Source organism: Dysgonomonas sp., assembly GCF_035323175.1.
Taxonomy (GTDB): Bacteria; Bacteroidota; Bacteroidia; order Bacteroidales; family Dysgonomonadaceae; genus Dysgonomonas.
On record NZ_DAOKYH010000013.1, the window covers coordinates 86,121 to 93,051 of the forward strand.

At 36.5% G+C, this 6,931-nt stretch carries 5 protein-coding genes; all 5 read right to left on the minus strand.

What is annotated here, in order from left to right:
* Nucleotides 1-30: 30 nt before the first annotated feature.
* Complete coding sequence (locus PKC55_RS14095) at nt 31-2,502, minus strand: bifunctional UDP-N-acetylmuramoyl-tripeptide:D-alanyl-D-alanine ligase/alanine racemase (RefSeq protein ID WP_324373506.1); 2,472 nt, start codon at nt 2,500-2,502, stop codon at nt 31-33.
* Nucleotides 2,503-2,515: 13 nt separating this feature from the next.
* Entirely contained in the window at nt 2,516-3,496 is a 981-nt protein-coding gene (locus PKC55_RS14100; RefSeq protein ID WP_291127046.1) for a GSCFA domain-containing protein, read from the minus strand.
* A 193-nt stretch (nt 3,497-3,689) separates the two neighbouring features.
* Entirely contained in the window at nt 3,690-5,240 is a 1,551-nt protein-coding gene (ahpF, locus tag PKC55_RS14105) for an alkyl hydroperoxide reductase subunit F (protein WP_291127048.1), read from the minus strand.
* Nucleotides 5,241-5,306: 66 nt separating this feature from the next.
* Nucleotides 5,307-5,873 carry an alkyl hydroperoxide reductase subunit C gene (gene ahpC, locus PKC55_RS14110; RefSeq protein ID WP_135106925.1) on the minus strand — a complete coding sequence of 189 codons (567 nt, stop codon included), beginning with the start codon at nt 5,871-5,873 and terminating at the stop codon, nt 5,307-5,309.
* Between the two features lie 548 nt (nt 5,874-6,421).
* On the minus strand, nt 6,422-6,859 hold the full coding sequence (locus PKC55_RS14115) for a hypothetical protein (RefSeq protein WP_135106927.1): 438 nt from the start codon (nt 6,857-6,859) through the stop codon (nt 6,422-6,424).
* Between the last annotated feature and the right edge of the window lie 72 nt (nt 6,860-6,931).

Below are 6,931 nucleotides of genomic sequence, written 5' to 3' on the forward strand. Positions count from 1 at the left end.
CTTTATTATTATATATATGCTTAACAAAACTTATTCTTTATAATAAATATGTTTTACCCTGCTAGAGATAGACGTTAGTATCTCATAAGGGATTGTATTTATTTCCTTAGCCAAATCTACGACAGATGGATTTTCCCCAAAGATGACTACCGAGTCTCCTTCTTTCACATCTACTCCGGTAACATCGATCATTGATAAATCCATACAAATATTTCCAACAATAGGCACCATGCGTCCATTGACCAATACCTTACCAACTCCATTACCAAACTGACGACTAAGCCCGTCGGCATATCCGATACGGATAGTTGCTATTGTGGCATCTTTATCGAAATGACCTTTACGCCCATAACCAACAGTTTCTCCGGCCTTGATATATTTGATTTGTAGAATGGTGGTCTTCAAGGTACATACGTTACGAAGTCCGTTCAAACCACTTGCACTTACTCCATAAAGACTGATTCCCAGCCTCACCATATCCATTTGCTCGTTGGGGAAACGTTCTATACCTGCCGAATTAAGGATATGTTTCATTACCTGATAATGGCAGTTCTTCTCTATTTCTTTCGTTATTTTCTTAAAGGTCTTGATCTGATCTACTGTAAAATTATCAAAGTTCCAACTCTCACTTGCCGCTAAATGAGAGAAGACAGATTGGATACGTACTCCTGTTTGCGACTTAATACGCTCCATCAATTCAGGAATATCTTCTTCTGTAAATCCTAACCGATGCATTCCTGTATCTATTTTGATATGTATCGGATAATTTGTAATCCCCTGCAATTTGGCTTCCTTTATAAAAGCATCCAATATTCTGAAATTATACACTTCGGGTTCGAGTGCATACATCGCCAATTCTTCAAATCCCCCTACTTCGGAGTTGAGAACAATGATAGGAACTTTTATCCCTTGTTTTCTCAAGAATACGCCTTCTTCTGCGACTGCAACAGCCAGATAATCGCACTTATGATACTGCAATGTTTTTGCTACTTCTGTCGCTCCTGTACCATAGCCATCGGCCTTAACCATACATACCATTTTGGTTTTAGGGTTCAGCCTTGATCTATAAAAGTTATAATTGTGAACGATTGCATCTAAATCTATATCGAGCACTGTTTCGTGCGTTTTCACCTCCAGTAGTTTATTTATACTCTCGAATGAGAAACTACGTGCCCCTTTCAGCAAAATAAACATATCATGAAAATCGCTCCATATATTCGAATGGATAAAATCATTGGTCGTATTGAAGAAGTGCATTTCACCATTCTTAAACAATTCCTTATATGTAGAAATTTCTTTACCGATACCGATAAGTACATCTATTTTTTTATTCAACACCAGATTCGATGCCAAATAATACAGTTCTTTAGGTACTAACCCCGACTGTGGAATATCTGATATTATAAGCACCTTTCTCTTTTGGCTATCCGTTGCCCTTTGAGCCAGAAAGTCAAGAGCAATTCCCAAAGAGTTTATATCAGAATTATATGTATCATTTATCAGAATTGTATTATTTTTCCCTTGACGTACATCAAGACGCATTGCAACAGGCTCGAGACCGGCCATACGCTGATTTATATCGGGTAAAGACAAGTGCAAATAAATGGCAGTAGCTAATACATGGATAGCATTTTCGATAGCTGCATTATCAGCAAAAGGAATCGTAAACTGAGAGGCCATTCCCAGTATAGAATAATGAATGGTTGTAGAATTTCCGAGCTTCTCAACTTTCATTATATGCAATGGACTTTTGTTAGATCCCTTGCGAGACCATGTCAGACGTTTGTGAGAAAGACAGGCTATCTCCATACATTCGTCTACAAGCTCATTCTCTTCTTCACAAATAATGACATCGCAGTTTATAAAAAGCTCCAGTTTCTCGAGACATTTTTGTTTCATAGATTTGAAACCTTCCTGATGAGCCTGTCCGATATTGGTAAATATACCAATAGTAGGATTTATAATCGCCTCGAGCTTTGCCATCTCCTCAGGTTGAGATACCCCTGCTTCAAATATGCCCAACTGCGTATGAGTATTCATCTGCCAAACAGAAAGAGGTACACCAATTTGAGAATTATAGCTCCGAGGAGAATGCGTAATATTAAAATCATGATGAAGTACTTGATAAAGCCACTCCTTCACCACTGTTTTACCGTTACTTCCTGTAATACCAATAACAGGCACATTAAACTGATTGCGATGATATGCTGCTAGACGTTGAAGAGCAAATAGCGTATTTACCACTACAAGAAAGTTTGCATCTTCATATTCTTCCCACTCGGGTTGTAAATCAGATACTACAAAGTTACGAACGCCCAGCTCATACAGCTCGGAAATATACCGATGTCCATCATTATTCTTAGTCTTAAGGGCAAAGAATAATGTTTCGTCGGGAAAAAAGACCTGACGGCTGTCAGTAAGTAGAATACTAATGGCAGTTTCGTTCAGGTCGGTTGGCATAGCATCAATTATCTTAGCTACCTGATATATAGAATATTTCATTCTTCTTTTTTAATTAAGATCTGTTTTCCAAATCCACAATTTCTTGTTGGCAACAAATGTATGGATATTTCTTATTGAAGGCTTTCAACTTTAACAAAGTTTGCCTTAAAAAATGCTTATAATCATCACTTTGGTTATTTATAGGCCTATGATTCAGAGCCTGATATATTTTTTGCCATTCCTTTATTATAGGGGGAGCTTCTTCATCAAAATATGTCTCTGACAATCGTTGCCAGATATATTTAATTGCTATCTGATTTGGATGAGTCATGTCTTCATCATAGAATCGATAATCACGTAATTCATCCAAAACAATTTCATAAGAAGGGAAATAATGCAAACCTTCTACCATGCTACAAATTTTATCTACAGCCAAAAGCAAAGTAGATTTGCTCAACTGGTTATCATGGGCTCCATCTTTGAGGTGACGAACAGGACTTACCGTGAACACTATTCGCAACGATGGATTTATTTTTCTCAAATCCTTTACCAAACCTTCCCACTCTGCTAAAATATCTTCAACAGAAAGACGAAAACGTTCGAATTCAGCAGCAGGCAGCTTATGGCAATTACCAACTACCATATTCTCTTTCAAAGAACGAAAGACATACGCTGTTCCAAATGTAACAAAAAGGACATCGGCCTTGCGAATATCGTTTGATCCATTCATCAAACTATGGTTTATCCCTTGCAGGCATTTATCCTTATCTACATCTGAAAAAGACCCATGATGCCAAAAACTTTGATAAAGTCCTTTGTATTCAAAAATTTCTTTTTCTGTAAATACCTTTTGATCGATAAGCAGCCTCAAAGCCTGACTAATGGATAAGGGATTGTAGAGAATCCCGAAAGGATTGAGATTTGTATTGAATTTATTTTCCAAAAACAACCTTCCCATATTCTCAGCAAAACAAGAGCCAAATATCATGATATGACTCTTATGAGATATCTTAAAGTCTGACGTTGGAATTTCTATTTTTGTTCTGAAGTCCATATTTTACAAACACTACTAAACACAAGTAAAGGTAAAAAGATTGCATGGAATTATTCGAAACTTTATCTTAAAGTTTCATCGTATTTTTTAATTCATACATTTACAGACAAAAAAAATTACAAGCAACATATACCTGTAATTTTTCCGTCTTCAATCTCTCGTCATACAGACGATAAAATATGCTATTCTTATATCAGATAACTCCCCGCATACGGTCTTCGAATGCCGAAAGGGAAGCCTTCGCTCCTTCGCCCATTGCTATTATAATTTGCTTAAATGGCACATTTGTAACATCTCCTGCTGCATAAACGCCGGGTATACTCGTGCGGCAATGAGTATCGATAGCTATTTCTCCAAAACGATTCACGTCCACCAAGTCTCTAAAAACAGAACTATTAGGAGCCAATCCAATCTGCACAAATATGCCGTTCAGCTTGACGATGCGTTCGTCCCCAGTAGTACGGTCTTTGACTTTTATTCCGGTAACCTTCTCGTCACCGATTACCTCTGTTGTTTGGGTATTCAGTATGATCTCTACATTAGGGAGGCTTTTAGCTTTTTCTTGCAAAATCTTATCAGCCTTAAGTTCTTCTGCATATTCAAATAGAGTTACCTTAGTGCAAATACCCGCAAGATCTATTGCGGCCTCTACACCCGAATTTCCACCACCAACAACAGCCACTTCTTTACCTTTATAGAATGGTCCATCGCAATGAGGACAGAAAGCAACTCCTTTTCCTATATAATCTGATTCGCCAGGTACATTGAGTTTTCTCCAACTCGCTCCTGTAGCTATTATCACAGCGGGAGTAATTATCTTTTCTCCGCCTACAACGGATATTGATTTTTTACCATCAATCAACTCTACTTTCTCTACCTTTCGATGCTCGAGTATATCCACAGGATAATCTTGCAAGTGTACCTTGAGGTTGTTCGACAGCACTTCACCTGTTGTCTTGGTAACAGAAATCAGATTTTCTATTCCTACTGTTTCCTTTACTTGCCCTCCTATGCGTTCAGCCAACAAAGCCACCTTTAAACCTTTACGAGCCGAATAAATAGACGCTGCAACTCCTGCGGGGCCTCCACCTATTACAGCTACATCATACTCTCTGACTGTTGAATTATTATCTGCCACTTCTTTACTTCCATACTGATCTTCCAGTTTGGATAATAATTCGCCGAATTCGCCACGGCCAACATGAATCAATTTACCATCAGCAAATACCGCAGGAACTCCTTGCAGCTTAAGAGCATCAACCTCTTCCTGATTTATCGCTCCATCTACCATCTCGTGATATATCTCAGAGTTGAGAGTAGCCATAACATTAAGTGCCTGAACAATATCAGGACAATTGGTACACGTCAGCGATACATAAGTAGTAAGATGTATAGGCCCCCGAAGAGCTTTAACTCTGTTTACAACAAATTCGTCAGGGATATTCTTCCCCTTGCCGTCACTGTTCAGTATAGCCAATAATAAAGAGGTAAACTCATGTCCGTTAGGTACTCCCCTGAATTTAATACGTGTATCTTCTCCATTTTTCAATAAAGAGAACTCGAGCCCTTCACCTTTATTAATCTGACAGGAAATATTATCGGAACAAGAAGCCACATCATCGAGAAGATCGACAAGTTCACGATAGGAGTCATGCTGGTCGAAAGCAGTAATATTTAATGTATACTGATTTTTCAGTTCAGAGAATATCGAGCGTATTTGTTCTTTAAAAGATGAATCTAGCATGTATTTTATTTTTAATTAGGTTGATTTAAAAACCGGCTCTGTTAAGCCGGTCTGCAAATTTGAATATTAAATCTTACCAACCAGATCTATACTTGGCTTGAGTGTTTCTTCTCCTTTTTTCCATTTAGCAGGACAAACTTCACCGTCGTGTGTTGCTACAAACTGAGCAGCTTCCACCTTGCGAAGCAATTCGTCTGCATTACGCCCAATTCCATTGTCATGGATTTCGGCAATCTTAACTTGTCCCTCAGGATTTAGAAGGAAAGTTCCTCTATATGCCATTCCTTCCTCTTCGATCATCACGCCAAATGCACGGCTGAGTACCCCTACGGTATCAGCTAACATCGGATATTTGATCTTGCGAATACTTTCGGATGCATCATGCCAAGCTTTATGCACAAAATGTGAGTCTGTACTTACAGAATAAACCTCTACTCCCATTGCTTGCAGTTGATCATATTTGTCAGCTACATCAACAAGTTCTGTTGGGCAAACAAATGTAAAATCGGCAGGGTAAAAGAAGAAGATTGCCCACTTCCCTTTTACGTCTTCATGTGTTACTGTCTTAAAAGCTCCATTGTGATAAGCTTGTACTTTAAATTCCGGTAATTGTAAATTAATAATAGGCTTCATAATAAATTTTATTTATATTTAAATTATACTTATGTTTTTTATCTATACATCGCAAAGATATATAGTTTTTATTTATACACAAATATATTTCAATAGAATTTATCTATAAACTTATTCCTATCTTTCCGATGATAGAATATTGGAATTAATTGCACGAGCATGAGTGTAGATTGAAGTATTTATAGTCTTTGTGTGGGTAATTAGGGAGCGAAAAAGGGTGCTTGTGGGGTAAAACAAAAAGAAAGACTGCTATAATTAAGCAGTAGAAGGGATGAAAGCCATTAAGGACAAACGTATGCTGTAAAACCAATAACAATTAAAATAAAGAATACAAAAGCAAGAATATACATAACTATTGCAAAAATCTTATATTCATTTTTCCAAGCTATATAGCCAATTATTATTAGAATAATTGCAATGGAGAATCCTGATTGCTGTAAAATCTTCATTACACTCATAAAATAAATATAATAAATCTAACGTATTAAGGAAATATCCGAATTACGAATCCGAAGAAACAAGAGTATCTTTATTTTACAAACAAGATATTATTCTTTTGACATTTCTTCTAAATAATAAGTTGAGTTAGGAATACTATCTGGAAATATGTTTTGTATATCATATTTTCCTCTTTCAGAGCCTAATTCTTTTGCTTTTAATAGATAATATAAAGCTAAACATCTAGTTTTATTCTCTAAACTGTCTATAGGTTTATTTTCTGTAAGGGTTAATGTTACAAAAACATCATAATACGCATCCGGATAATCATATTTATTAGCCATCTTTATTGCATAATAACAAAAATCCTGAAGTCTTTCTTCTGAAAAATAATGAGCTCTTACTTCACTGTATGCAAATTCATCATTTTCATTCAAGGCTTTATCTATTAAGCTGCGTAGTGTCTTGTCATCCTTAATTAAAGGTGATCGGCTATCACAATTACAAAATAGTAGGCAAAGGCAAAATATTATACTAATTTTTCTCATATCTACTTCCTTATCTCCATGTTATGAAATAAAGGTAATATAAATAATATAAGATGTATACGAAAAGAGAGA